18 protein-coding genes and 1 pseudogene are annotated in these 25,578 nt (G+C 35.5%); 12 read left to right on the forward strand and 7 right to left on the reverse strand.

Translation table 11 applies throughout. The features are described from left to right. The 7 genes from BARBAKC583_RS03865 (at nucleotide 1) to mfd (ending at nucleotide 9,917) form a co-directional block, all read left to right on the forward strand. The gene (locus BARBAKC583_RS03865; protein WP_172952860.1) at nucleotides 1–804 is read left to right on the forward strand and encodes a biotin--[acetyl-CoA-carboxylase] ligase; all 804 of its coding nucleotides are present in this window, start codon (nucleotides 1–3) and stop codon (nucleotides 802–804) included. A gap of 49 nt (nucleotides 805–853) precedes the next feature. Continuing rightward, on the forward strand, nucleotides 854–2,530 hold the full coding sequence (locus BARBAKC583_RS03870) for a ribonuclease J (protein ID WP_005767088.1): 1,677 nt from the start codon (nucleotides 854–856) through the stop codon (nucleotides 2,528–2,530). A gap of 234 nt (nucleotides 2,531–2,764) precedes the next feature. After that, nucleotides 2,765–4,090, forward strand: coding sequence for a proline--tRNA ligase (gene proS, locus BARBAKC583_RS03875; protein WP_005767091.1), 1,326 nt, complete (start codon nucleotides 2,765–2,767; stop codon nucleotides 4,088–4,090). Nucleotides 4,091–4,101: 11 nt separating this feature from the next. Beyond that, complete coding sequence (locus BARBAKC583_RS03880; RefSeq protein ID WP_005767093.1) at nucleotides 4,102–5,370, forward strand: lipoprotein-releasing ABC transporter permease subunit; 1,269 nt, start codon at nucleotides 4,102–4,104, stop codon at nucleotides 5,368–5,370. Further along, nucleotides 5,370–6,050: an ABC transporter ATP-binding protein gene (locus tag BARBAKC583_RS03885; RefSeq protein WP_005767095.1), complete on the forward strand. Its 681-nt coding sequence runs from the start codon at nucleotides 5,370–5,372 to the stop codon at nucleotides 6,048–6,050. The genes BARBAKC583_RS03880 and BARBAKC583_RS03885 overlap by 1 nt, the downstream gene beginning before the upstream one ends. Before the next feature lie 76 nt (nucleotides 6,051–6,126). After that, nucleotides 6,127–6,420, forward strand: coding sequence for an FAD assembly factor SdhE (locus tag BARBAKC583_RS03890; RefSeq protein WP_005767097.1), 294 nt, complete (start codon nucleotides 6,127–6,129; stop codon nucleotides 6,418–6,420). Nucleotides 6,421–6,425: 5 nt separating this feature from the next. Further along, nucleotides 6,426–9,917 (forward strand): transcription-repair coupling factor, encoded by a 3,492-nt coding sequence (mfd, locus tag BARBAKC583_RS03895; protein ID WP_005767099.1) that lies wholly within the window; start codon nucleotides 6,426–6,428, stop codon nucleotides 9,915–9,917. 398 nt (nucleotides 9,918–10,315) lie between these two features. Here mfd and BARBAKC583_RS07095 read toward each other — a convergent pair whose 3' ends face one another. The 3 genes from BARBAKC583_RS07095 to BARBAKC583_RS07100 form a co-directional block, all read right to left on the reverse strand. Beyond that, nucleotides 10,316–10,780: an ABC transporter substrate-binding protein gene (locus BARBAKC583_RS07095; RefSeq protein ID WP_080512677.1), complete on the reverse strand. Its 465-nt coding sequence runs from the start codon at nucleotides 10,778–10,780 to the stop codon at nucleotides 10,316–10,318. A 244-nt stretch (nucleotides 10,781–11,024) separates the two neighbouring features. Then, entirely contained in the window at nucleotides 11,025–11,192 is a 168-nt protein-coding gene (locus tag BARBAKC583_RS07155; RefSeq protein ID WP_196242563.1) for an ABC transporter substrate-binding protein, read from the reverse strand. Beyond that, nucleotides 11,119–11,508 carry an ABC transporter substrate-binding protein gene (locus tag BARBAKC583_RS07100; protein ID WP_080774880.1) on the reverse strand — a complete coding sequence of 130 codons (390 nt, stop codon included), beginning with the start codon at nucleotides 11,506–11,508 and terminating at the stop codon, nucleotides 11,119–11,121. The genes BARBAKC583_RS07155 and BARBAKC583_RS07100 overlap by 74 nt, the downstream gene beginning before the upstream one ends. 585 nt (nucleotides 11,509–12,093) lie before the next feature. On the opposite strand from BARBAKC583_RS07100, the gene BARBAKC583_RS03905 reads away from it, so the two are divergent. Then, complete coding sequence (locus BARBAKC583_RS03905; RefSeq protein WP_005767101.1) at nucleotides 12,094–12,708, forward strand: invasion associated locus B family protein; 615 nt, start codon at nucleotides 12,094–12,096, stop codon at nucleotides 12,706–12,708. Nucleotides 12,709–12,807: 99 nt separating this feature from the next. Here the strand turns inward: BARBAKC583_RS03905 and BARBAKC583_RS03910 are convergent. Continuing rightward, nucleotides 12,808–15,344 (reverse strand): annotated as a pseudogene (locus BARBAKC583_RS03910) (Rne/Rng family ribonuclease). A gap of 592 nt (nucleotides 15,345–15,936) precedes the next feature. On the opposite strand from BARBAKC583_RS03910, the gene BARBAKC583_RS03915 reads away from it, so the two are divergent. The 3 genes from BARBAKC583_RS03915 to prfB all read left to right on the forward strand — a co-directional run bounded on the left by BARBAKC583_RS03915 (nucleotide 15,937) and on the right by prfB (nucleotide 21,158). Continuing rightward, nucleotides 15,937–17,175 carry an N-acetylmuramoyl-L-alanine amidase gene (locus tag BARBAKC583_RS03915; protein WP_005767105.1) on the forward strand — a complete coding sequence of 413 codons (1,239 nt, stop codon included), beginning with the start codon at nucleotides 15,937–15,939 and terminating at the stop codon, nucleotides 17,173–17,175. Between the two features lie 162 nt (nucleotides 17,176–17,337). Further along, entirely contained in the window at nucleotides 17,338–19,809 is a 2,472-nt protein-coding gene (locus tag BARBAKC583_RS03920; RefSeq protein ID WP_005767107.1) for a penicillin-binding protein 1A, read from the forward strand. A 217-nt stretch (nucleotides 19,810–20,026) separates the two neighbouring features. Next, nucleotides 20,027–21,158 (forward strand): peptide chain release factor 2 gene (gene prfB, locus BARBAKC583_RS03925; protein WP_011807361.1). Its coding sequence is split into 2 segments (ribosomal slippage): nucleotides 20,027–20,095 and nucleotides 20,097–21,158, totalling 1,131 coding nucleotides; the frame shifts between segments, so codons are not numbered across the junction. A gap of 115 nt (nucleotides 21,159–21,273) precedes the next feature. On the opposite strand, the gene BARBAKC583_RS03930 is transcribed toward prfB, so the two are convergent. From BARBAKC583_RS03930 to BARBAKC583_RS03945, 3 genes are all read right to left on the reverse strand, one after another. Next, nucleotides 21,274–21,747, reverse strand: coding sequence for a peroxiredoxin (locus tag BARBAKC583_RS03930; protein ID WP_005767112.1), 474 nt, complete (start codon nucleotides 21,745–21,747; stop codon nucleotides 21,274–21,276). 83 nt (nucleotides 21,748–21,830) lie between these two features. Continuing rightward, nucleotides 21,831–23,084, reverse strand: a complete 1,254-nt coding sequence (tyrS, locus tag BARBAKC583_RS03935) for a tyrosine--tRNA ligase (RefSeq protein WP_005767115.1) — start codon at nucleotides 23,082–23,084, stop codon at nucleotides 21,831–21,833. Between the two features lie 370 nt (nucleotides 23,085–23,454). Next, the gene (locus BARBAKC583_RS03945) at nucleotides 23,455–24,162 is read right to left on the reverse strand and encodes an alpha/beta hydrolase (RefSeq protein ID WP_005767117.1); all 708 of its coding nucleotides are present in this window, start codon (nucleotides 24,160–24,162) and stop codon (nucleotides 23,455–23,457) included. 177 nt (nucleotides 24,163–24,339) lie between these two features. On the opposite strand from BARBAKC583_RS03945, the gene BARBAKC583_RS03950 reads away from it, so the two are divergent. Then, nucleotides 24,340–25,488, forward strand: a complete 1,149-nt coding sequence (locus tag BARBAKC583_RS03950; protein WP_005767119.1) for a cysteine desulfurase family protein — start codon at nucleotides 24,340–24,342, stop codon at nucleotides 25,486–25,488. The last annotated feature ends 90 nt before the right edge of the window (nucleotides 25,489–25,578 follow it).

The following is a 25,578-nucleotide window of genomic DNA, read 5'->3' on the forward strand; positions in this document are numbered from 1 at the left end:
ATGATGTACGTATTATCAAATTTCGCACAAAAACAGGGATATGGTGTTGAGTCATATGAAAGTGTTGATTCAACAAACCTTGTTGCACAACAAAAAGCACAAGCTGGTCATCCTGGCTATCTTTGGATAGTTGCAGAGGAACAAATACAAGGAAGAGCTAGAAGAGGAAGATCATGGAGCAGTCCAAAGGGAAATTTGTATACTAGTCTTTTGCTCATTGATAATATTACCCATCAAACAGCTGCTCATCTCGGTTTTGTCGCTGGAGTAAGTATGGTAGAAGCAGTAAAAGAATTTATAAAAGATCAACACAAATCCGAGGATATTATCAGTTTAAAATGGCCAAATGATATTCTACTTGAAGGAGCTAAAAGTTCTGGAATTTTGCTTGAATTGTTTGAATTATCTCCTCAAAAATATGCATTGGTTATTGGCATTGGCATGAATGTGGAGTCTCATTATAAGGACGCACCATATCCAACATCAAGCATGAAGAAAATTGGTTTACATATTGATAAAAAACAATTATTTAAAGTTTTAACAAAATTTTTTGCTAAAAATTATCTCCTTTGGAAACAACCAAAAGGTTATGATGTAATTCGCAAAAAGTGGCTTTTATATTCTGCTCATTTTGGACAACACATCAAAGTAACAGATGGATCAAAGATCATTGAAGGCATTTTTGATGGTCTTGATTGTAATTTCAACTGTATTGTAAAACAAGAAAATGGTCAGGAAGCGATTATAACAGCTGGAGATGTTCACTTTGGTTCGGCTGGTTCTGTTCATACAGATCATGGTTAACTTACCAAATCTTATCTTACCATGAAATTATCTTAAAAGGGAAATATTTATGGCTGCTGCCGATGAGAATGAATTGGTTTTTCTTCCTTTAGGAGGGGTAGGCGAAATAGGAATGAATCTTGCCGTTTACGGATTTGGTTCAAAGAATTCTCGTGAATGGTTACTTGTTGATATGGGGGTTAGTTTTGCTGGTCCTGAATTGCCAGGAGCAAATCTTATTTTACCAGATATTCGTTTTTTAGAAAATGAAAAACATAATATATGTGGTCTTGTTTTGACACATGCTCATGAAGATCATTATGGTGCTGTTCTCGATTTATGGCCAAAACTTCAAATTCCGGTTTATTGTACTCCTTTTACAGCGGGGTTATTAGAGAGCAAAAGGCAATCGGATTTTAAATTTCGTCAAATTCCATTAAATATTTTTCAAGCTGGTGATTGCTTTCAGGTTGGTTCATTCTCAATTGAAGCGATTGCTGTCAACCATTCGATACCAGAAGCGGTGTCTTTAGCAATTACAACGTCTTTAGGAAATCTAATCCATACTGGTGATTGGAAAATTGATCATACGCCTTCGCTTGGAACTATCACAGATGAAAAACGGCTACGTGCTCTAGGGAAGAGGGGGATCCTAGCGTTGCTATGTGATTCTACTAATGCTTTTCAGGATGGTATATCTCCATCAGAGCAAGATGTTCAGGAGAGTCTTGTTGAAATTATTGCAAGAGCTGAAGGTCGAGTTGCGATTGTAACTTTTTCTTCTAATATTGGTCGGGTACGTTCTATTGCTCTTGCAGCTAAAGCTGTTGGCCGTAAAGTTCTTTTGGTAGGGCGCTCTCTAAAGCGCAGTTTTTTGGTAGCGCAAGAGCTTGGTTATATGAATGGTTTAATGCCATTTATAACGGAAGAGGAATATAGTGATACTCAAAGAAAAGATGTGGTTTTGATTGTCACAGGTAGTCAAGGTGAACCTTGCGCTGCATTAGCAAAAATATCACGCAATGAAATGAGAAATATTGCGCTCTCTCCTGGTGATACAGTTGTTTATTCATCACGCAGTATTCCAGGAAACGAAAAGGCTATTATTGAGATACAAAATCGTTTCATTGATCAGGGAATTAAAATTATTGCAAATGACGATGCTCTTGTTCATGTGTCGGGTCATCCTCGCCGTTCAGAGCTTTTGCAGATGTATGATTGGATAAAACCACAGATACTGATTCCTGTACATGGTGAGGCCATGCATCTTTCTGCTCAAGCAGCTTTAGCACGTCAAGCTGGTATTAAAACTGTTGCTGAGATTAGAAATGGCAATATTCTGCGTCTTGCACCAGGACCCGTAGAAGTGATTGATCAAGCATTTATTGGAAGAATTTATAAAGATGGCCGGTTGCTTGGTGATGAAGATGAGCTAGGAATTAGTGAGCGTCGTAAATTAAGTTACGTTGGTCATGTTTCAGTTTCTCTTCATATGAACAGCAAGCATGATTTACTTGATGATATTGGTCTTATTGCATATGGTTTACCTAAAAGAGATGAAGAAGGGATGTTATTGGAAGATATCCTTTTAGAAGTTGTTGAAAATGCTATTAATAATATTCCAAGAACTAAAAGAAAGAATAGTAATCTTATTCAAGAAGCAACATGTCGCGCAGTTAGGTCAGCTATTAACGAAATTTGGGGAAAGAAACCTATTTGTGCAGTTTTTTTACACAAATCAAAATAAAAGCATATGCGTATCAGTTTATTCTTCTTGATATAAATGAAAGAGAGAAATTTTCAGGTTATTTTAATCATTAAAACATGCATCTGCTATGGTTTACGTGAGAAAAATCAGAATTATAAATTTTAATATTGTAATCCGTTAATTTGCAAGTGTTTAGAATGTAACTATGATAAACATATTAATATACTTGAGCTTCTCCGATTCGACGAGCCTGATTAGGAGTTAATGGTTTCGATGCGTCTTTCTCAATATTTCCTCCCTATTTTAAAAGAAAATCCTAAAGAAGCAGAAATTATTTCGCATTGCCTTATGTTGCGTGCAGGTATAATCCGTCAACAAACATCAGGGATTTATTCTTGGCTGCCCTTAGGTAAAAAAGTACTTGATAAAGTTTGTACGATCATTCGTGAAGAACAAGAACGGGCTGGTGCTTTAGAAATATCGATGCCTACAATTCAATCTGCTGATCTTTGGCGTGAAAGTGGCCGTTATGATGACTATGGGTTGGAAATGTTACGCATTAAAGATCGTCAAGAACGTGATTTGCTTTACGGTCCAACTAATGAAGAGATGGTTACAGATATTTTTCGCTCATATGTGCGTTCTTATAAAGATCTTCCGCTTAACCTTTATCAGATTCAATGGAAATTTCGGGACGAAATTCGTCCACGTTTTGGTGTGATGCGCTCACGAGAATTTTTAATGAAAGATGGCTATTCTTTTGATCTCGATTATGAAAGTGCAAAAACATCATATAATCGCATGTTCATTGCTTATTTACGGACTTTTTCTCGTATTGGTTTAAAAGTTATTCCTATGCGTGCTGATACAGGTCCTATTGGTGGTGAACTCAGTCATGAATTCATTATTTTAGCTAAGACAGGTGAAAGCGCCGTATTCTGTGATAAGCGATTTCTTGAGATGACTGCGCCGCCTGTTTCAGTTGATTTTACAGATAACGTTGTTTTAACTGATATCGTTAAACAGTGGACAGCTCTTTATGCAACAACAGAAGAAATGCATAATGCAGAAGAGTGGGCTCAAATTTGCAAAAGCAATCAACTTTCAGCGCGTGGTATTGAAGTAGGGCATATTTTTTATTTTGGTACGAAATACTCTGAGCCAATGGGAGCAAAAGTTATGGGACGAGATGGAAAAGAATATCCTGTTTTTATGGGATCCTATGGAATTGGACCTTCACGTCTTGTTGCTGCAGCGATTGAAGCTTCTCATGATGAAAATGGTATTATTTGGCCAAAGCCGATAACGCCATTCGATTTTGGTATCATTAATACGAAATCAGATAATGCAAAATGTTATGGTATGTGTGAGACCCTTTATCAAGGCCTTGTAAATGCTGGCTTTGATCCATTATTAGATGACAGAAATGAGCGTCCTGGAGCGAAATTTGCAACAATGGATTTAATTGGTTTGCCAACACAAATAATCGTTGGCCCCAAAAGTGCAGCACAAGATGAGGTTGAAATTAAAGATCGAAAAACGGGTACTAAAGAAGTTTTAACAGTTGAAGCTGCGCTCAATCGGCTTTCTGCGATGTGATGATCAATCCTATGAAGAGTTTAAGCAGTAAAGGATTTTCATCTTATCAATGGATGATCGCTTTACGATATATGATTCCTAATAAAAAACATATGTTTACGTCTATTATTTCAATTATTTCTTTAATTGGAATTATGTTAGGAGTTTTTGCTTTAGTTGTTGTTATGGCCGTTATGAATGGTTTTCGTACGGAGCTTCTCAATCGCATTCTTGGCATGAATGGGCACCTTGTTATTCAAACAATGGATTCTGATTTTTCTGATTATAACACCCTTATTCATTCTCTAGAATCTTTAAACAGTGTGCAATTTGCTTTGCCTATTATTGAAGGTCAAGCGCTTGTTCAGGGCAATATTGGAGGAGGAACTGGTGCTCTAATTCGTGGTACACGTAAAGAGGATTTGGAGAAGCTAAAAACAGTTGCTCAAAATATCAAATCAGGTTCTCTTGCTCAATTTGATCAAGAAGAAGGTGTTGCAATTGGTAGTGGTCTAGCAGAAAAGTTAGGACTTACAATTGGAAGCGATCTGCGTATGATTACACCAGATGGTGATGAGACGCCCTTTGGTGTTATGCCACGTGTTAAGGCCTATAAAGTGGTTGCTATTTTTGAAGTTGGTATGTCTGAGTATGACTCAATTTTCATTTTTATGCCTCTTCATGAAGCACAAGCCTTTTTTAATCTTGGGACAACAATTCAATCTTTAGAGTTATTTCTTCATGATCCTGATGCTATTGATCAGGTAAAACCAGTCATTATGAAAGAAATTGACCAACCAGTTTATTTAGTTGACTGGCGTATAAGAAATCAGGCGTTTTTTTCAGCTTTACAGGTTGAGAGAAATGTCATGTTTTTTATTCTTTCTCTTATTATTCTCGTTGCTACTTTAAATATTGTTTCAGGGTTAATTATGCTCGTAAAAGATAAAAGTTACGATATTGCAATTTTGCGCACGATGGGAGCACGTCGAAACGAAATTATGTGTATATTTATTGCTACCGGTATGGTGATTGGATTTATTGGAACAGCACTAGGTTTGGTTTTAGGTATCATAGCTATCGTAAATATTAATCATATTCAGGATTTTATATCTTGGCTATTTAATGTTGATGTTTTTAATCCTCAACTTTATTTTTTAGCAAAATTACCAGCACGGATCGAATGGGATCAAACTCTTATGGTAGCCATGATGGCTTTATTTTTGTCATTTCTTGCAACACTCATTCCAGCATGGCGAGCTGCTAAGTTAGATCCTGTACAGATTTTGAGGTATGAGTAATGTCTGTTGTCTTAGAGCTTGTTGAGATTGAACGACATTTTTTTGATAATGATAAACCTTTGGTTGTTTTAGATAAAGCTAATTTTCGTCTTCATAAAGGGGAGCTTGTAGCACTTGTTGCACCCTCTGGTGCTGGAAAATCAACACTTCTTCATATCGCTGGATTATTAGAAAAACCAACATCTGGCGATGTTTTATTACGGGGTATTTCCTGTGCAAAATGCTCAGATAATGAGCGAACAGCAATTAGGAGAAATGATATCGGTTTTATTTATCAATTCCACCATTTGCTTCCAGAATTTACAGCATTAGAAAATGTAATGATACCACAAATGATAGCAGGGTTAAAAAAATCAGTAGCAAAAGATCGTGCATTTAAATTATTGCAATATTTGCGAGTATCTCATCGCGCTAAGCATCGTCCTTCAGAATTATCAGGAGGTGAACAACAACGTGTTGCAATTGCACGTGCAGTAGCAAATGCACCTTCTGTATTGTTGGCTGATGAACCTACTGGAAATCTTGATCCTGTAACTTCAGCTTATGTATTTCAGGCTTTATCGGCACTTGTTCGTCAAGCTGGGCTTTCTGCTCTTATTGCAACACATAATTACGCTTTGGCAAAACAGATGCACCGTAGAATTACGCTGAAAGGAAGAAAAATTATTGAACTTCCTTAAAAATGAAATCCAAAATTATTTAAAAAAACTAAACACTCCACTTTATGCCTATTTTCGCTGATTAGGAAGGGTTTTTATGACAGATTTTGTAGTTGATAAAAATCAACAACTAGATATACGTCGTCGTCGGTTGATTTTTCGTGCATGGCATCGAGGTATTCGTGAAATGGATTTGGTTTTTGGGCCATATGTTGATGCTCACATTTCTAAGATGAGTGATAAAGCAATTTCTGAGCTTGAATATATTATGTCTTTTGAAGATCGCGATTTACTCACATGGATTACTGGAGAAGCTATTACACCACCTAAGGTCGATACTCCGCTTTTTCGTGACGTCATAAATTATCGTGTTTGTATAAATTTTAATTGATCAAAATGCCTATATTTGAAAAAATCCTTTTTCCTAACAATCAAAATGATTTAATAATTCTTGATGGAATTATCGATGGAGTTGAGGCTTTTGCTCTTGCTCAATTAAGTACAGAAATTGCTCAGGGTAAACCACTTGTTTATGTAGTTCGTGATGAAACAAAAATTGCTCATTTACAGCAGGCTTTAAGTTTTATTGAGCCCAATTTACCTGTTCTTCATTTTCCTGCGTGGGATTGTTTACCTTATGATCGTGTATCGCCTGCAATAACTATTACTGCCCGTAGGCTTTCAGTTCTGGCACATATATCGACTTTACGTAATAATCCCCATCCTGCGATTATAGTGACAACAGCAAACGCAATCATTCAAAGATTGCCACCATGCGCAATGATTGATAATCAGATTCTTCATGTACGTGTTGGTCAGCGTGTTGATATGGATCATTTGATCCATTACTTAGAACGTAATAATTTTGAACGTGTTGGAATTGTGCGCGATGTCGGTGAATTTGCTGTAAGAGGAGGAATTATTGATATTTTTTCTCCAAGCGAAGTTGAACCTTCACGTCTTGATTTTTTTGGCGATACCTTAGAGACAATCCGTGTATTTGATACAGAAACGCAACGGACAATAAAAAATAGAACTGATTTTTTTCTGCAATCAATGAGTGAGGTTATCCTCACACCGGAGCTCATCAGTCGTTTTAAAAGAAATTATATCAGTACATTTGGTGTACCACAAAAAAATGATACACTCTATGAAGCCCTTTCTCAAGGAAGACGTGTTGCTGGCATGGAGCATTGGTTACCATTTTTTTATGAAAAGCTCGATAATTTTTTTGATTATTGTGGTAATTTTCCTATTATTTTTGAAAATCTTATACAAGAAGCTCTGATTGAACGTTATCGTCTTATTGAAGATTATTATGCTGACCGCAAAGAGCACGAAAATGATAAAGAAAGTGATGTTTCTTATCATCCAGTAGAACCACATCTACTGTATATGAGGCTAGAGGAAGTTTTAGAATGTGCACAACGATCCGGTCAACGTATTGATTTTACGCCTTTTAATGTCCCAAAAACTTCTGAACAGATAACGGTTTTTCATGCGAATGTTATTCCAGGGTATGATTTCGTAAAAGAGCGTAATGCACAAGATAAAAATATTTTTTTGAGCGTGGTTGATCATATTTCTTCATTGCAATCTGCTGGTAAAAAAATTCTCTTAGCCTGTTGGAGCGAAGGATCTATGGATCGCTTATTGCAAGTGCTCGATGAATATGGATTAAAAAAAGTAGAAATTGCAAAATCATTAAGCACTGTAAAAACAAGTTCATCTCATTCTATATTTGCAGCTGTTATAACGATTGATCATGGTTTTGAATCTGAAGATTTTGTTATTATAACAGAACAAGATATTCTTGGTGATCGATTAGTAAGATCTTCGAAACAGCGTAAACGCAATGCGAATTTTATTTCTGAAATTTCTACATTAAATTCTGGTGATTTTGTTGTTCATATTGATCACGGTGTTGGGCAATTTATTGGTCTCAAAACCATTATGACAGCCGGAATTTTACGTGATTGTCTTGAAATCAGCTATGCTGGAGGTGATCGATTATTTTTGCCTGTTGAAAATGTAGAACTTTTATCACGTTATGGATCAGAAGATACAGATGTAACATTAGATAAGCTAGGCGGCGTTGCTTGGCAAGCACGTAAAACACGGTTCAAAAAGCATTTATTGCAGATTGCTGGGCAATTAATCTGTATAGCTGCAGAGCGCGCTATGCGTTCTGCTCCTATTTTGACTCCACCGGTTAGCCTATTTGATGAATTTGTTGCACGCTTTCCTTATGAAGAAACAGAAGATCAGATGAGTGCAATTGATGCGGTTTTGGATGACTTAGAAGCAGGAAAACCAATGGATCGTCTCATATGTGGTGATGTTGGTTTTGGTAAAACAGAAGTTGCTATTCGAAGTGCTTTCGTTGCTGCGTTGAATGGTTATCAAACTGCCGTTGTTGTGCCAACAACTTTACTATCACGGCAGCATTACAAGACTTTTATTGCACGTTTTCAAGGATTACCTGTTAAAATTGGTCATGTTTCAAGACTTGTAAAAGCTGCAGAATTGACCAAAGTGAAAAAGGGGATCTCAGATGGTACAATCGATATCGTTGTTGGAACGCATGCGTTATTGAGCGGATCAGTTAATTTTTCACGATTAGGGTTATTGATCATCGATGAAGAGCAGCACTTTGGTGTAAAGCACAAAGAGCATCTCAAAGAGCTTAAAAGTGATATTCATGTTCTTACACTTTCAGCAACCCCTATACCAAGAACTTTAGGACTTGCCTTATCAGGGGTGCGTGAACTCTCATTAATTACGACTCCACCTATTGATAGAATGGCAGTTCGTACTTTTATTTCACCTTTTGATGCGCTTGTTATACGCGAAACATTGCTGCGTGAGTATTATCGTGGAGGACAGAGTTTTTACGTTTGTCCTCGTATTTCTGATCTTTCTTACGTGGAAGAATATCTCAAAAAGCACGTACCTGAACTCAAATTTGTTATAGCCCATGGACAGATGCCAGCTGGACAGCTTGATGATATTATGAATGCATTTTATGATGGAAAATATGATGTACTGCTTTCCACGACGATCATTGAATCAGGGCTTGATATTCCAACTGCTAATACATTAATTGTGCATCGTGCTGAGATGTTTGGTCTCTCTGCACTTTATCAATTACGGGGAAGGGTGGGACGTTCCAAACAACGCGCTTATGCACTTTTTACTTTTCCATCTAATAAAGTTTTAACGACTGCTGCTCAGCGTCGTCTTAAAATTTTGCAATCTCTTGATACTTTAGGAGCAGGGTTTCAATTGGCTAGTCATGACATGGATATTCGTGGTTCAGGTAATTTCCTAGGCGAAGAACAGTCAGGACATATTAAAGAAGTTGGATTTGAGCTTTATCAAAAAATGCTTGAAGAGGCCGTTTCTGAGTTAAAAGAAGGAAAACATAATGAAGATCTTCAATGGTCACCTCAAATTTCAGTAGGTACAACAGTTTTAATACCAGAAAATTTTGTCCCTGATTTATCATTACGTATGAGTCTTTATCGCCGTTTAATGGCGCTTGAGAATTTAGAGGAAATTAATGAATTAGGAGCTGAATTGATCGATCGTTTTGGTCCTCTTCCATTAGAAGTTCAACATCTACTTAAGATTGTTTATATCAAAGCTTTATGTCGAAAAGCACGTGTAGAAAAATTGGATGTTGGACCCAAAGGTGTTATCATTCAGTTTCGCAATAATCATTTTAACAACAGTGCTGCTCTTGTTCAATGGATTGGAGAACAAGGTTCAATGGCAAAAATCCGACCAGATCAAACTATTGTTTTTATTCGTGATTGGCAAACAGCAGATAAAAGACTATTGGGAGCAGAGACCATTGTGACAAAACTTACAGAAATGATACAATAATTTCTTTTTTAGCAATCTATAATTCATCTTGTAGCCATTTTAAATTATGAGTTTTTTAAGATATATAAATAATTTTTCCTCATTCACGCTACCAAGCTGGAAGACGATATCCGTATAGAGTGGTGTGTAAGAGGGATGTTTAATATATAACCAACGAGCTATCCATTGTTCAGGTACATAATAAAGCGATACTATAGTAACTACCAGAAATAAGGCTTCTATCCTAAAGCACGAACTGCTGAAATAAAATCAACACTTGAGAATGCATCAAGCATCGCTTTTATCACTGCATCTATTGCAGGATCAACTGTTCCGGCGAAATTAAAATTCCCTTTCAAATTTCGAGAAATCTAAACCTCAACGATTTATTTGTTCGTTCCTTGGCGATAAAGAGTTTTTTAATTTTCAATAATCATATCATAATCAAATGTTCCTAAGCGGTTTTGATATTGGGTATCATCAACAGTTCTTATTTCAACATCAATACCAAGACGGGACAAACTATTCTGAAATGCGAGAGCAACCTTTTCTTCGTTAGGTGTTTGAGTCATAATTTCAAATTGCAAAGGTAAGCTATTAGAAGCAATAGCCTTTGTTATTTTTTCTAGTAAAACCTGCTTCTTGTAGAAATTCCCAGGCTTTCTGAGTGATTTTTCGCTCCATACCTGAATCATCGGCATACGCCAGCTTCCATCCATAAACTCAGGAAGAACTGCATCAGGATAAGGCGCTAAAAGAGCTCTTTCTTCTGCACTAGTAGGTTTACCAACAGACGAAAGAATAGAACCTGCCCAATAATCTTCTATTCTTTTATAAACATTATCAAAAAAATGATGATTGACCCATTCAAAATCGAAAAGCATTGATAATGCTTGTCATACTTTTCTGTCTTTAAAGACAGTGCAATGCGTATTAAAAACAAAATCAATCATGTCAGCGGGTGTATTTTTTTGAAAGTTCTTCTTTAATAACTCGTCCTTCACGAACAGCTGGAAAATTATAAGAAAAAGACCCAGCGATTTAAATTAGAAGATCCTTCAATAAAGAGATCAATAACTCCCTTTTTAAAAGCTTCAAAACGCGCCGTATCATTCGAAAATATTCGATTTAGATGGTATCAAAATTGTTCAATCCTTTGTTAACAGGAAGATCTTTACCCCAATAATTTGGATCGCGCTTATAAATAATTCTTTCACCAGGATCAATGTGATGAATAATATAAGGTCCGCTTCCTGGCATTGTAACAACGACTGTTCTTTTCAAAATCATCAACATTAATTAATAGTATGTTTTGGCAAAATTGGCATAGCACTAGCCAAAAGAAGCGGAAATTCACGATCTTTTGAGTGTGGAAACGCATTTTAATACCGTGGTCGCAAATTATTTCAATAGATTCTATGTTTTTCATATATCGATTAAATGGAGGTCTTCCTTTTTCTTTAAGCAGCTCGATTGTAAATAAAACATCTTCAATTTTTATAGGCTCTCCATCTGAAAAACGTGCTTTTGGATTAAGAAAAAGGGTAATTTCCGTGCATTCTTCATTATGTTCAACTTTTTTGCTAAAAGGCTGTAAACCGTAAATGTTCATCACGGGAACGTACCATCATTGTTTCATAAACAAGGCCAGAAAGCTGCTCATCCGCAAAAGTCCTCTTACTGTTGTTCAAAAACTACGTATGACAAATGGATTTAATCCATATAAACGTTGTAGGTTACTTTATCCTTTTGAGTTGCATCAGGAGAAGCATAAGGAAAATAATCAACATTATCTGGTAGTTTTGGTGTTCTATGCATTGCAATACCACTTACTGAAATTTCATAACAAAAAAGGAGAGTGATAAAAATAAAGAATAGTTTAAAATAATGAGAACTGTAAGGTAACATGAAGATTCAGTTTGATCATTTGATAAAATTGATCATTTTAACAATATGCTTTATTTCATGACACTAAGGTGTTGTTAGGGTCAATTTGATAGCAAGTCATATGTTTAAAATGTTTTAAAAACAGCGTGTTCACATAGGTGCCAATGAGATTTTTTATCTTCGATTAAAATTAAATAATACAAAAAGATGCCATTTTATTAATTTATTTTATAAACTTGATTGAAAATTATACTTAATCTTCCTATGTTAGATCTAATTATGAAAGCGCGTTAGAAGGACTAACTTGATCATGTCGCATAAAAATACCTATACTGCTATTTCGGTATTAGCTGGAATTGCTACTCTTTTTTTGACATTCTCTACTCCAGCAAGTGCACAGACTCTGTCTCAAGGCTGGTATAAAGTTTGCAGTAAACAGGGTGATATCGATGTCTGTAATACGATGAATAGTGTTGTGTCGAATACTGGACAACCCTTAACAGTTATTAATTTAGTTGAAGTGAAGGGACCACAAAATGAAAAGCGTATAGGTATTCAAGTACCTACAGGTCGTTTCATACCAGAAGGTGTCCATGTAAAAATTGGAGATAGTTTTTCTGCAAAGGTTCCCTATATTCTTTGTAATGGACCAAGCTGTATTGCTAATGATATTTTAAGTGATAAGCTAGTTTCTGCCATGAAAGCTGGTTCAAAAATGGTTATTACTACAATTAATGCTCGAGGTTCAGAGAATCCTATAGAGCTTTCCCTTAATGGTTTCACTGCTGCATACACAGGCCCTGGTATAGATGAAAAAACTTTTCAACAAGAACAAATGAAATTGCAGCAAGCTGTTCAATCAAAGCAAAAAGAAATTGAAGATCGTATGCGTGCTGAACAAGAGAAAGCTAAACAAGAGAAATAGAAAGTCAGGAATTATAAACCCCTTTCTTATATTTCAGAATTTCTTTTTTATAGGTAATTGAGTTAGAACCGCTACAGAATATTCTGTAGCGGTTTTATATCATTCAGTTTTAAGAAAAGTTCTGCGTTTCCACCAACCAACACGCTTAGTTTGTTGAAACGTTTCAGAGGTTAATGAGGTAATGGTCATTTTAGTAGAATCTTTTTCAACTATTGCTTCTGGTTCAAGCTCTTCTTTTGAGATTGCTGATTCCTTAATAGTATCTTTTTTTCGCTTTTGACGTGTTGATTTTCTTGTTTTTATAGTTTCTTCTTTAACAATTATTTCAGAAGTTGGTTCACTGATTTTTTTTCTTTAGTTGTTAAATTATTTTCGAAAACTTCTGTTGTTATTTTTTTATCATTTTCAAGAATTTGCTGAGAAGCTTTTCTATGGTGTGTTTTACGCTTTTTAGACTTATGATTTACATTAGCTTTTGAAACACTATTTTGTTGTGTTTTCATAAGGTGTTTTTTATCATTTTTGGGTTCAATAAATCCAACAGGCTCAGCATTTGGCACATAAAATTTGCGACGTTCTGCTTTAATTTCTGCTAATGCTTGTTTAGCAAAATTTCCAACTGGTTCTGCGTAAGGAGTGCGGAACTGATAAAAATCGTTACCTTGATTACGACGATTCCTATGGCGTCCATAACGACGCCCACGACGACGAGTCTCTTCATCATTTTGAACATCATTTTCATGAGAAGCATGAAGAGAATTATCTGTAGATTCAGTTATATAACTTTTATGCGAACGTTGTTTGTTATTTTTAATAAGCGTCGAATCTTCAACAAATTCAACTTTTACTGAGAGTGTATCTTTGACTTTTTTCTTGCTTTCATCTTCAGAAATGGTTGGAGATAGGTTATCTTCCTTTGCTGAGGTCCCTTTAAAAATGAGAAGGTGTTGCATTCCGATGCTATCATCTGCTTCAATGCTAATATTGAGTTTAAAGCGTGTCTCCAAATCAACAAGAATATTACGTTTATAATTTAGCACATAAAATGCTGTTGCTGTAGGGGTTCGTACAATAATGTTATGCTGCGGATTATGTAGAAGATATTCTTCAATTGAACGCATAACGTGTAAAGCGATTGATGATTCAGAGCGTATATTTCCGGTTCCAGAGCAATGCGGGCAGGACTGTGTTGTGCTTTCTAAAACCGATACACGAATGCGTTGACGACTCATTTCCAGGAGGCCAAAATTTGAAATATGCCCTACTTGAATACGAGCACGATCACTTTTTAAACAATCCTTTAATTTTTTTTCAACAAGCTTAATGTTGCGCTTTTCAAGCATATCAATGAAATCAATCACAATCAAACCAGCCAAATCACGTAAGCGTAATTGACGAGCTATTTCTTCAGCAGCTTCAAGATTTGTTTGTAACGCCGTTTTTTCAACAGAGTGTTCTTTGGTAGAGCGACCCGAATTTATATCAATAGCAACAAGTGCTTCTGTCTGATTAATAACAAGATAACCACCAGATTTTAAAGAAACTTGCGGATGCAATATTTTGTCAAGTTGAATTTCGATACCGCTGCGTGTGAAAATAGGTATTGGATCGCGGTAAGGCTGAACAACTTTTGCATAACTGGGCATAAGCATACGCATAAAATCTTTAGCTTCACGATATCCCTGGTCACCAGAAACAAGAATTTCACTAATATTTTTATTATAAAGATCGCGTATAGAGCGTTTTATAAGGCTACTTTCTTCATAAACTAAACAGGGAGCTATTGATTTAAGTGTCAAACTACGAACAGTCTCCCACAATCTCATGAGATATTCATAATCGCGTTTAACTTCAGCTTTTGTTCTATTTTCTCCAGCCGTTCTCAGGATTATTCCCATACCTTTCGGAACTTCTAATCCTTTCACAATTTCTTTAAGACGGTTGCGATCTTGTGTATTGGTAATTTTCCGTGAAATACCACCGCCGCGTGCTGTATTTGGCATTAAAACAGAATAGCGACCTGCTAATGATAAATAAGTTGTTAGTGCTGCGCCTTTATTACCACGCTCCTCTTTAATTACCTGAACTAATAAAATTTGACGCCGTTTAATAACTTCTTGAATTTTATATTGACGCTCTTGTTTAGAGTAATAAGTAGGTTTTTCTTCAAAGGCATCAGAAGTAAGCATATCAAAAGATTCATCATCCATTGTTATTGATTCAGAGAAAATATCATTTTCAATACCTGCTGCTATAGTACGAGAATTCTTTTGTTTCTTTATTTTTTTTGAGTTTCTTTTATCCTGATTTATTTCTTCAACAAGATCATCATCATTCTCAAAAGCAACCGCTTTCTCTTCTTTTTCAAGGAGAGCAAGACGATCAGCAACAGGAATTTGATAATAATCAGGGTGAATCTCTGAAAATGTTAAAAATCCATGGCGGCCACTACCATACTCTACAAAAGCTGCTTGAAGAGAAGGTTCCACACGCGTAACACGTGCTAAATAAATATTTCCTTTGAGCTGCTTTTTGTGTTCTGATTCGAAATCAAATTCTTCAATTTTGTTGTCTTGAACAACAACAACACGTGTTTCCTCCGGGTGGGAGGCATCGATAAGCATTTTGTTTGACATAAGTTAAAATCCTGAAGACGCTATGCGCAATTTCATTTAAACAAACAGCGTAACTATTCATAAATGTAAATGACTGTTTGTTATAAAAGGGGAGTGCCGACATAATGTGATGGGATACCGTGCGTAAACATATTATAGTATTTACAGTATCTTCAATCATCATTCCCATCTGTTTTATATGACTCATATTTTACAAGTCTCCGGCAAAATAATTCCGAAAATGGTCCGAATATCCGAACCAGCGAATCTTAAAACGCGTCATGTCCTTAGGGTATAAAGATTTTTCTTATAAAATCCTAAACCTATAGCTATACGATAAACCTTCTAAAAACAATTCAATGAAATTCATTGATAATTTAAGTCAATATTAGATGGTTATGATCCTAAAGGACGCGCAAATGTTTTTTATGTTGATATCATACTTTTGGCAAGTAACAATTAAGTGTATCTTACGATAATGACTTTAATTTAACTTTTGGGGAGATGTTATCGTAAAAAGATTTAGCATTCTTCTATAGAACATAATTATATTCCATATTACCACTTTACACGATAAAGTAAGTTATAAATGTAAAAAGAGTTTCTGATTTTAATGATATTTTCACTAAAGTTCTGTATTAAAAAGCTAAAAGCAGCTTTTGAGGATGTTGTTAGGTATTTCTTATGCTGTTTATTCTTTTTTATGATATGCCAAACACACATTCAAGCTGCAGAAGCACTAAAACTCATTAGTTTGCGTGCTATTGGTGATAATATGTATACACGTATTATTGTAATTTTTGATGTTGAACCAAATTTCCATTTACAAATTTTAGATACGCCTGCACGTTTAATTATCAATTTGCCTTTAACTGATTTTTCTTTACAAAAATTGCCATTAAATAAAAAGAATATATTATCAGGTATAGTATCAGATGTGCGTTATGGTTTTTCTGATATACAAAGCTCACGCATTATTTTAACGAGTGATGTCGTTTTTTCCGTTGAAAAAACTACAGTGCAAAAATTAGATAATGGTTCATGGCAAATGTTGATTGATATTGCACTCAGCACACAACAAAAATTTAATGAAATATTAAAAAAACAACAGTTGGTTAACAATACTATAAAAACACAACAACCAAATTTAAAATATCCTTTTCGTGTTACTCTCGATCCTGGTCATGGTGGAATTGATAGTGGTGCGCAGGGTATTACTGGTATTTTAGAAAAAGATATAACTCTAGCTTTCGCACTTGCATTGCGAGATGAGTTAGAAAAAAATACTGATATCGACGTTATGTTAACACGCGATTCTGATGTATTTTTACGATTAAACGAAAGAATTAAAAAAGCACAAAAATTTGGTGCTGACCTTTTTATATCAATTCATGCAGATACTATTAATACTCCCTCTTTGCGTGGTGCTACAGTGTATACTATCTCTGATAAGGCATCTGATGCGATGGCAAAAACTTTAGCTGAGAGTGAAAACAAAGTCGATCTTCTTGATGGATTACCTGCGGAAGAACTTCCTGAAGTCGCAGATATTTTAATTGATCTTACTCAACGTGAAACTCACACATTTTCAGTTAATTTTGCTGATCGTGTTATTTTAAATCTATCAAACAGTAATATTCATTTGATTAATAATCCTCATCGATATGCTGATTTTCAAGTTTTAAAAGCTCCCGATGTACCTTCTGTGCTGATAGAGATAGGTTATTTATCTAATAAAGAGGATGAAGAATTATTGAGTGATCCTCAATGGAGAAAAAAAATGGCAGCTTCTATTGCTCATGCTATTCTTCAGTTTTCTCAATATCAACAAAAGATTATGCAAGCTCTTTAAAGTAAATAAAAATAAAGTGTTAGTGTTAAATTTAAATATAAATAGAATAAAATGACAAAAATAGTCTTGCATTTATATTAATTCAGTAACAATTATGCTTTATGAATAACAGAGCACTGTAGGTTTCACTTACCATACACATACAAAGCGATACCCATTTTAATGATGATTTTTTTTAGATATTTTTTTCGTTCTCTTATCACTGTTGGATTTTGTGGAAGTGTATTATTGTTAATAATAACAACTAGTCAAGCTAATGGCCTTCCTGATTATAAGGTTCTTTCGCTGTATGAACCGCCTGTGATGACGCGTATACATGCGACTGATGGCAATCTTATGGCAGAGTTTGCAACAAAAAATCGCCTTTATTTACCAATTCGATCAATTCCAAATCTTCTTAAAGAAGCTTTTATTTCAGCTGAAGATAAAAATTTTTATAATCATTTTGGTTTAGATCCTGAAGGGCTTTCTAGGGCTTTAATCAGTAATATCATTCATATGGGTTCTGGTCGACGTCCAGAGGGAGCATCAACCATTACACAGCAAGTTGCTAAAAACTTTTTATTAAATTCAGATCCAACATTTGAACGTAAATTGAAAGAAGCTATTCTTGCAATGCGTATTGAAAGGACTTATTCAAAAGATCATATTCTGGAATTGTATCTTAATGAAATTTATCTTGGTCGTGGCACATATGGTGTTGCGTCAGCTTCATTAAATTATTTTAATAAATCTGTCGATGAGCTTACTTTAGAGGAATGCGCTTATCTTGCTGCTCTTCCTAAAGCTCCTGCAAATTACGATCCGTTCAGACATACACAACGGGCTATTGAGCGGCGTAATTGGGTTATAGATCGGATGATTGTTAATAGATATATAACATTAGAGCAAGGCGAACAAGCTAAAGAAAAGCCTTTAGGGGTAGTCCTACGTGGGCGTGATAGCTACGTTTTTGCTGCTGATTATTTTACTGAGGAAGTTCGCCGTGATTTAATGAATCGTTATGGAGCTAAAGCACTGTATGAAGGCGGGCTTTCAGTGCGTACAACGCTTAATCCGCATTTGCAGCTTATTGCGCGGCGTGCTTTGCAAAATGGCTTAATTAAATTTGATCACGCACAAGGATGGCGTGGAGCCTATAAACATATTGATAATCAAAAAGAAAAAGATTGGGGTATAGCGCTCGCAGATATTTCTAAGTTGAGTGATGTGCCCGAATGGGATTTAGCAGTTGTTCTTTCTGCGAAAGATGACAAAATAGAAATTGGTTTACAACCACAACGTGAAGCGTCAGGTTTATTATCAAAAAAACGAGAAATTTATGAATTGTCTACAGAACATTCAAAATGGGCATTAAAGGTTATTGATAAAAATGGTCATTTCGAAACTGTCAAAAATTTATCTGATGTTCTGCATATTGGAGATGTTATTTTCGTCGAAAAATTATCCGATGCAGACAATATTTATAGCTTACAACAAATACCTAAAGTTGAAGGCGCAATTGTTGCAATGGATCCTCATACAGGTCGAGTTCTTGCAATGGTAGGTGGTTTTTCTTTCGCTATATCTGAATTTAACCGTGCAACACAAGCTTACCGTCAGCCTGGTTCTGCCTTCAAACCTTTCGTCTATGCAGCAGCTCTTGATATCGGATATACACCAGCATCAGTCATATTAGATGCTCCTGTTGAAATTCGCCAAAGTGATGGCACAGTTTGGCAACCTAGAAATTATGGTGATACATTTGCAGGACCTTCAACATTACGTTATGGTATTGAGTATTCTCGTAATTTGATGACTGTTCGCCTCGCTAATGATATGGGAATGAAACTGGTTTCTGAATATGCAGAGCGTTTTGGTGTTGCAAGTAAATTACCACCTTATCTTCCTATGGCTTTGGGAGCTGGTGAAACAACAGTTTTAAAAATGGTAACAGCTTATTCAGTTATTGCAAATGGAGGGCGCTCTCTTCAACCTTCTCTTATAGATCGTATTCAAGATCGTTATGGAAGAACGATATACCGTCATGATAACCGCCTGTGTGAAAATTGTAATGTTCAATCATGGGATTATCAGAGTGAACCCAAATTGATTGATGAGCGAGACCAAGTTCTTGATCCTATGACAGCTTATCAGATTACTTCAATGATGGAAGGAGCTGTTAAGCGTGGTACGGCTGCAAGTTTGGGTTACCTTAATCGGCACATTGCTGGCAAAACAGGTACAACTAATGATTCTAAAGATACGTGGTTTATAGGATTTACGCCTGATCTTGTAGTTGGTGTTTTTTTGGGGTACGATCAACCAGCTTCACTAGGAAACAGGGGAACAGGAAGTGCGTTAGTAGTACCTATTTTTGGTGAGTTTATGCAAAATGCCCTAGAAGACAAACCAGATGTTCCGTTTAAAGTACCAGATGATATGATTTTAATGGCAATTAATCGTAAAACAGGCATGCTTGCTGTAAAAGGGGACACTGATGTTATCATAGAAGCATTTAAACCAGGAACTGGTCCTGCTGATATATATCAGGTTATTGGTGGAACAAATTCTTTTCAAGAGGGCGTACCTACAGTAACAACGTCTCCGCAAGTTAATAAAGCTCTTGAAAGTGGTACTGGTGGATTGTATTGAATGAGTGTATATACGAGCATTAGTCACTTTGGATGGTCCTGTAATAAATGATAGTAATAGAAAATTTATGTAGTCATAAGCTGTTATAGCGATATTCACTTATTTCTATAATTAGATTAAGATCAGTAAATTGACGAAAGATGGTAACATCCTCTATTAAGAAATGTAGAATATAGAGATGTTGTAGTAGTAAAATAAAGACTGAGAATGCTAAATTATGCGAGCAGAAATAGAAACATTAGTTGATGAAATTCAGCAAGCACTTCAGTTGCTAAGGAGGCATCTTTGACTGGGATCAGTCATTGAAACGCCTTGAATATCTTAATCAAAAGGCAGAAGATCCATCGCTTTGGGATAATGCACAACAAGCGCAAGATATGATGCGTGAGCGTCAATCCCTTGAGGATTCGATTAACAGCATTGAATTATTTACGCAAAAACTCGAAGAATCTATTGAATTAATCGCAATGGGTGAAGAAGAACGTGATGTAGATGTTATTGCTGACGCAGAAAATACAATACGTGAATTAAAAAATGAGATAGATAAACGTCAAATTGATATACTTCTTTCAGGAGAAGCAGATTCCAATGATACTTATTTAGAAATTCACGCTGGAGCTGGTGGTACAGAAAGCCAAGATTGGGCTGCCATGCTTCTACGCATGTATATTCGTTGGGTTGAACAGCATAAAATGAAGGTTGAAGTCTTAGAAATTAATGATGGAGAAGAAGCGGGTATAAAATCAGCAACCATTCTCATAAAAGGGCATAATGCCTATGGTATGATAAAAACAGAGTCAGGAGTTCATCGTTTGGTGCGCATTTCACCATATGATTCAAATGCAAGACGCCATACCTCTTTTGCAAGTGTTTGGGTTTATCCCGTTGTTGATGATAATATTAAAGTTGATGTATCAGAGTCTGATGTGCGTATTGATACATATCGTGCATCAGGAGCTGGAGGACAACATGTCAATACAACGGATTCTGCAGTTCGCATCACTCATATAAAAACAGGTATTGTTGTTCAATGTCAAACGGAGCGTTCTCAGCATAAAAATAGAGCAACAGCTTGGTCTATGTTACGCGCACGTCTTTATGAAGAAGAGCTTAAGAAGCGTGAAGAAGAGACCAATGCCGTTGAAGCTTCTAAAACAGAAATTGGATGGGGGCACCAAATTAGATCTTACGTTCTTCAGCCCTATCAGCTGGTTAAAGATTTACGCACAGGAATTGAAAATACTGATCCGCAATCTGTGCTTAATGGTGATTTAGATAGATTTATAGAAGCAGCACTTGCCCAGCGAGTTTATGGAAAAGAGCAAATGATTGAAGATATTAATCTATAATATTTAAATTTTCTTGCTATGATCATTTACTTTATCAGCCTTAATTTATTACAATTAATCTTATCAATTAAATTTACAAAAAAGCACCCATACTCAATAATTGAATTATAAAATATTATTTCACCATAGCGCGCGCAGCTGCTAAAACCTTTTCAGCATGTCCAGATATACTAACTTTACGCCATTCTTCTACTATCTTTCCATTTGAATTGATAAGAAATGTGCTACGTTCAACCCCCATATATTTACGCCCATACATGCTTTTTTCGATCCAAACGTTATAATCTCTAAGAGTGGCTTTTTCTTCATCCGAAACAAGAATGATATCAAGTTTGTGTTTTGTTTTAAATTTATCGTGTTTCTCAACATTATCTGGAGATATACCAACAATAACGACTCCAATTTTATCGAACTCTTCTTTTAATCCTGTAAAATCAATTGCTTCTCTTGTGCATCCGCTTGTATCATCTTTGGGATAGAAATATAAAACAACTGATGTTCCTCGAAGATCGGAAAGGCATAACTGACTTCCACCATCACGTGGTAACTTAAAGTCGGGAGCAATATCACCTTTGGTTGGTTGTGTCATTGGACTTATCTTTCTCTTTGACATGATATTAATCAATCTAAAATTATGAGTAATTTAAGAAACTATAAAATGTAAATCATAGATTATAGTCGCTTAATTAAAATGTGTTTTTTCTTTCCAAAGGAGATCTTAACGCTCTCTGTTGCATTGATATCTTCTTCAGAAATTAAGCGAGTTTCATCCGTAACAATTTGATCATTTACACGCACACCTCCACCTTGAATATGTCGACGTGCTTCACTGTTGGATTTAGCTAATCCTGCTTGGACTAAAAGAGAAAGTAATCCAGCACCTTTTTTTAATTCTATAGCATTAATTTTAATTGCTGGCAGATTATCTCCAAGAGTTTTTTCTTCAAAAGTTTTACGTGCAGTTTCTGCAGCCTCATTTGCAACGGTATATCCATGCAACATTGCTGTAATTTCTGTTGCAAGAATCTTCTTAGCTTCATTAATTTCAGTACCTTGTAATGCAGAAAGTTTAGCAATTTCATTCATTGGTAATGTGGTATAAAGTTTTAAAAATCGTGTTACATCAGCATCTTCTGTATTACGCCAATATTGCCAAAATTGGTAAGGTGAAAGCATATCTGCATTAAGCCATATGGCACCACTTAATGATTTACCCATTTTTACACCAGAAGACGTGGTAAGTAATGGCGAAGTTAATGCATATAACTGTGGTGTTCCTAAACGATGTCCTAATTCAATACCGTTAACAATATTGCCCCATTGGTCTGAACCACCCATTTGCACGCGTAATCCATAGCGCTTATTGAGCTCAACAAAATCATAACTTTGTAAAATCATATAGTTAAATTCAAGAAATGATAAAGAATGCTCACGCTCAAGTCTAAGTCTAACAGAATCAAATGACAACATACGGTTTACTGAAAAGTGTTTTCCTACATCGCGCAAAAATTCTAGATAATTTATATTGCATAGCCATTCAGCATTATTGACAATGCCTGCATCAGTTTTTTTATCACCAAATGTCAAATAATTGGCAAAAACCTTTTTGATGCCAACAATATTTTTAGCGATATCATCTTGTGTTAAAAGTATCCGGGATTCTTCTTTAAAAGAGGGATCACCGATCATACCTGTACCACCACCTATCAAAACAATAGGCTTATGACCGGTTTTTTGTAACCAGTAAAGCATCATGATTTGAAGAAGACTTCCAGCATGAAGACTTGAGGAGGTAGGATCAAATCCAATATAAGCAGTTACAATTTCTTTTAAGAAAAGATCATCTAGGCCTTTTTCATCTGAAATTTGATGTATAAAACCGCGCTCTTTCATAACATGTAAAAATTCAGATTTAAAAGCAAACATGGAATTTATTTCCTGCATTTATAGGATTGAAGCTAACGCGTTGTCTTTATCATAAATAATACAAAGCTCACAAGAATATGAAAATGTTAATTATAAAAAGAGCGATTAATTTGATCGAATAAAATTTTGAAAAGAGATATTAGTAGTATTTTTTGTAACAAATGCGTTGGCAATAATATCGAGATAATTATAAGAAGTTACATTTTTTGTTTTAAGCATGCTCCTAAAATAAACAAGCTTAAGGAATGTGTGTTCATGGCTATATTGAATTATTTTTTCAAAATTTACCTAAAATAGCGAAAATCACTATCTAAGTGTCTTAACTTTCTCAGAAAACAAGACACTTTTGAGGTATTGAAGAGTGATTTTTTTATTTCTTATAAGCTTTTTTACGCTCTGAGTAAGAAGAAGAGATTGCAAGTGGAGAAACCAGTCTTTCATTTGCAATATGATTATCTAAATATTGCGCACATCGCTCAAGAAGTTTTTCGTTATACCCACTGAAAAAGTGATTAGCCCCCTCTAATATTTCTTGCATAATGGTAATACCTTTTTGCATTTTTAATTTATCAACAAGGGTTTGAACATCTTTTGGAGGAGAAACTTTATCAGCGTCACCGTGAATTATAAGACCAGAGGAGGGGCAAGGAGCAAGAAATGAAAAATCATAAATATTGGGTTGAGGAGCAACAGATATAAAACTTTCAATTTCTGGTCGACGCATTAAAAGTTGCATACCAATCCACGCACCAAATGAATATCCAGCTACCCAGCAATTTTGAGAATCAGGATGTTGTGTCTGCACCCAATCAAGTGCAGCAGCAGCATCTGACAGTTCACCTGTTCCATAATCAAATTCACCTTGGCTCCGACCAATCCCACGAAAATTGAAACGTAATGTGGTAAAACCACGTTGGTGAAACATGTAAAATAAGTCATAGACAATTCTGTTATTCATTGTTCCACCGAATTGGGGATGAGGATGTAGAACAATTGCAATTGGGGCATTCTTTTGTTGTGAGGGTTGATAACGCCCTTCAAGACGACCTACAGGGCCATTAAAAATGATTTCTGGCATTAAATGCTCCTTAAGTTCTTATTGACCGTGGTCAATTTTCACCGTAAAATCTGCTTTATATATGCATAGTTGTTGTACTTTAATTAATCGCTAAATACTCTGTTTTGTAGAAATTTTTCAAGAAAATTGCGTTGTTTTTTAAAAATCAATTCATAAAAATTAATATTGGAATTTAAAATGGCTGTAAAACGCCGATATTTTGATCATAATGCAACAACACCACTCACAAAAATAGCACGAATGGCGTTACTAGAATCTTTAGAGATTTTTGGCAATCCATCATCTGTACATACTGAAGGACGCACTGCTAAAGCTTTATTACAAAAAGCACGTCGACAAATTGCCGATAGACTTAATGCAAATCCAGAGCATATTGTATTTACATCTGGTGCAAGTGAAGCAGCGATGACATTACTTACACCTCTTTATAATGTGGGATATTCTAAAGTACGATTTTCTCACCTTTATATTGGTGCTAGTGAGCACCCATCTATTGCAGAAGGGGGGCGTTTTTCTAAAGAATCAATCAGTATAATTCCGGTTGATCAAAATGGTCTCATTCAACAAGAAAAATTAAAGAGCTTATTATCTACACATGATAAAAGAAAAGGTTTACCTCTCATTGCTATTCAAGCAGCAAATGGTGAAACTGGCGTCATTCAACGCATAAGAGAGATCGCTGATATTGTCCGCAACGCTGAAGGTGTATTAATTGTTGATTTGGTACAATATGTAGATAAAAATTTCATTGATATTAATCATTTTGGAGGGGATTTTTTTATACTTTCAGCTCATAAAGTTGGTGGTCCTAAAGGGGTTGGTGCTTTTGTTGCTAACGGTCTTCTTATGCCACAACCTCTCATTGTCGCTGGTGGGCAAGAAAAAGGGTTTCGCGGGGGAACAGAAGCATTGCCTCTTATTGCTTCTTTTGGAGCCGCAATGGCTGATTGCTTTACTCAAGAAGAGGTAAAACAATTAAGTTATTTGCGTGATAGATTAGAAGAAGGTTTACAAAAAATTAGCGATGAAATTGAAATTTTTTGCAAAAATGTTCAGCGTTTGCCGAATACTACTTATTTTTCTGTACGTAATATAAAAGCTGAAACAATGCAAATTGCCTTTGATTTAGCAGGATTTGCTGTATCATCAGGTTCTGCTTGTTTTTCAGGAAAAGTGAAGCAAAGCAATGTTTTAGAAGCAATGGGATACCATGTACCTCAAGGTGCAATCCGTGTTTCAACAGGGCGGTATACAACTCTTAAAGATATCGATGACTTTTTATTAGTTTTTTCTCAAATTATCAATAAAAACAAAAAATCAAATTGATCACTGAAAATTCAGTACTGTCCTTTAAAAATAGAATAAGCTTGATTGAAATTTTCCTATTTTACATATAACCTAAAGACAGGCTGATTG

This window comes from Bartonella bacilliformis KC583 (assembly GCF_000015445.1).
Lineage (GTDB): Bacteria > Pseudomonadota > Alphaproteobacteria > Rhizobiales > Rhizobiaceae > Bartonella > Bartonella bacilliformis.